This is a genomic window from Streptomyces sp. URMC 127, assembly GCF_051386535.1.
In the GTDB taxonomy this organism is placed as follows: Bacteria; Actinomycetota; Actinomycetes; order Streptomycetales; family Streptomycetaceae; genus Streptomyces.
This window is the reverse complement of record NZ_JBPQTW010000399.1, coordinates 1-2542: the sequence shown is the minus strand read 5'-3', so window position 1 is coordinate 2542 and position 2542 is coordinate 1. Positions and strand designations below refer to the sequence as shown.

The following is a 2542-nucleotide window of genomic DNA, read 5'->3' as shown; positions in this document are numbered from 1 at the left end:
CGGATCGCTCACAGACAGATCAGCACGCTCGCGGTGCTGACGCAGGAGAGCAGGCTGACGGTGCTCTGGCCGCCGCCCGCGCCACCGCCCGGCTCCGCCACCGCCTCCTCGGGCACGTCCTGGCCGCCGGGCCGCGCGCCGCCGGCCGCTTCCCGCCCGGCGACCTCGTCACCCGCGCCGTCGGCAACGCCGCCGACACCGGCACCGCGCCCGCCACGCTCGCCCACGCCGCCGCCTCCGTCGCCGGACCGGTCGGCGGGATCGTCGCCCTCGGGCTCATCGACCCCTGGCTCGCCGCCGCCTTCCTCGCCGGAGCGCCCCTCCTCGCCGCCCTCCTGCGCGCCTTCACCCGCGCCTCCACCGACAGCGTCGCCCGCTACCAGCAGCTCCAGGGCGACATCGCCACGCGCCTCGTCGAAGCCCTCGGCGGCGCCCGCACCATCGCCGCCGCCGGCACCGCGCACCGCGAGCGCGCCCGCATCCTCGAACCGCTGCCCCGCCTCTCCCGGCAGGGCCGGCGCATGTGGCGCGTCCAAGGCCGCTCCACGGCCCAGGCCGGCACGCTCGTGCCGCTGCTGCAGATCGCCGTCCTCGCCGTCGCCGGACTCCGGCTCTCCCAGGGCCTCCTGACCGTCGGCGACCTCCTCGCCGCCTCCCGCTACGCCGTGCTCGCCACCGGCGTCGGCATGCTCGTCGGCCACCTCAACGCCGCCGCCCGCGCCCGCGCCGCGGCGGGGCGCACCGCCGAGGTCCTCGCCGTGCCGCGCGTGCCGTACGGGCAGCGGCGACTTCCGGCGGGCGCGCCCGGCACGCTGGAACTGCGGGACGTGAGCGTCGTACGGGGCGGGCGGACGGTCCTGGCCGAAGTGAGCGTGACGGTCCCGGGAGGGACGTCGCTGGCCGTCGTGGGACTGTCCGGCAGCGGGAAGACGGTCCTGGCCGAAGTGGCGGGGCGGCTCGCGGATCCCGACGGCGGGCTGGTCCTCCTGGACGGCGTCCCGCTCCCTTCGATCCGCCGCGAGGACCTCCGCCGCGCCATCGGCTACGCCTTCGCCCGGCCGGCGCTCCTGGGCGGCACGATCGGCGGCACGATCGGGTTCGGGGCGTTCACCCCGGAGCGCGAAGCGCTGGAAGACGCGGCCCGGGCGGCGTGCGCGCACGACTTCGTACGGCGCCTCCCGCACGGCTACGACACGGCCTGCGCGTCCGCGCCCCTCTCCGGCGGCGAGGCCCAACGGCTCGGGCTCGCCCGCGCCTTCGCCCACGCCGGGCGCGTCCTGATCCTCGACGACGCCACGTCGAGCCTGGACACGGCGACGGAACGGCGCGTGGCGGCAGCGCTCCGGGCCTGCGCCGCCGCCACGCGCGTGCTCATAGCCCACCGCCCGGCGACGGCTGCGACGGCGGACCGCGTCCTGTGGCTCCACGAGGGCCGCGCGGTAGCCGTGGCCCCCCACACGGACCTCTGGCAGAACCGGTCCTACCGGGCAGTCTTCAATGCGTAAGCGCGGGACCCGCCGGGGGCGGGGCATGCACGGCACCGCCGGTCAGGTGTCGGGTGGTTGCACGCCGTTGCGGCGGGGGGTTGTGCCTGGCGGCGGGCAGCGGGGAGAGGCCGGGCCTCGCGGTGCCGCGGCCTCACTCGGCGGCGCGCCTCGTTCTTCCGCTGCGGCGGTGAGTGACCACGGCGGTGGTGTTCGGCGGTGCCGTTCAGGCCGTGGGCCGGGGCCGTGTGACACCGCCGGTCAGGTGTCGGCAGAGGGTGCGCATCTTTCTTCCGCTGCGGCGGTGAGTGACCACGGCGGTGGTGTCCGGCGGTGCCGTTCCGGCCGGGGGCCGGGGGCGCGTGGCACCGCCGGTCAGGTGTCGGCAGAGGCTGCGCCTCTTTCTTCCGCCGCGGCGGTGAGTGACCACCGCGGTGGTGTCCGGCGGTGCCGAGCCGGCCTTGATCCCCTGCGCAGGAGGACGTCGTCGTGACAGACGTTGAAGCCGGGCTTCTCCGGAGGGGGGCGCGGTTCGTCGCCGGGCGGCGGCTGGTCGTCGCCCGGCTCGTCCTGTGGTCCGTCGTGGAGGCGGGGCACACGTTCGCCATGGGGTACGCGCTGGCCGCGGCGCTGGACGACGGGTTCCTCGCGGGCGCGCCCCGCACCGGGTTCGCCTGGCTCGGCGCGGCCGCCGCCGCCGTGATCGCCGGCGCGTACGGCACGGGGAAGACGTACGGCGGCGTCGCCGGCCTCGTGGAGCCGTTCCGCGACCTCCTGGTCACGGCGGTCGTGGACCGCGCCCTGCAGCGCGGCGACGCCGCGGCCGTCTCCCGCCTCACCCACCAGACGGAGATCGCCCGCGACGCGTTCGCCGGCCTCGTCATGGTCGCGCGGTCGTTCGTCTTCACCGCGGCCGGCGCGCTGACGGGCCTGTTCCTGCTGGCGCCCCCGCTCCTGGCGGTCGTCGTGCCGCCCCTCGTCCTGGGGCTGGGCCTGTTCCTGGCGACGCTGCGCCCGCTCGCCCGCCGCCAGGAGGCGTACCTGGCCGCGGACGAGGC

Annotated in this window: 3 pseudogenes; 2 read left to right on the top strand and 1 reads right to left on the bottom strand. The window is 77.3% G+C overall.

Annotated features, from left to right (window positions below):
• Nucleotides 1-8: 8 nt before the first annotated feature.
• Nucleotides 9-65, bottom strand: a pseudogene (locus ACSNOH_RS34410) (SapB/AmfS family lanthipeptide); the annotation flags it as partial.
• Between ACSNOH_RS34410 and ACSNOH_RS34405 the strand changes: the two are divergent.
• Together ACSNOH_RS34405 and ACSNOH_RS34400 are read left to right on the top strand one after the other, a co-directional pair.
• Nucleotides 57-1505, top strand: a pseudogene (locus ACSNOH_RS34405) (ATP-binding cassette domain-containing protein); the annotation flags it as partial. The pseudogenes ACSNOH_RS34410 and ACSNOH_RS34405 sit on opposite strands and share 9 nt — an antisense overlap.
• Before the next feature lie 585 nt (nucleotides 1506-2090).
• A pseudogene (locus ACSNOH_RS34400) lies at nucleotides 2091-2542 on the top strand (hypothetical protein); the annotation flags it as partial.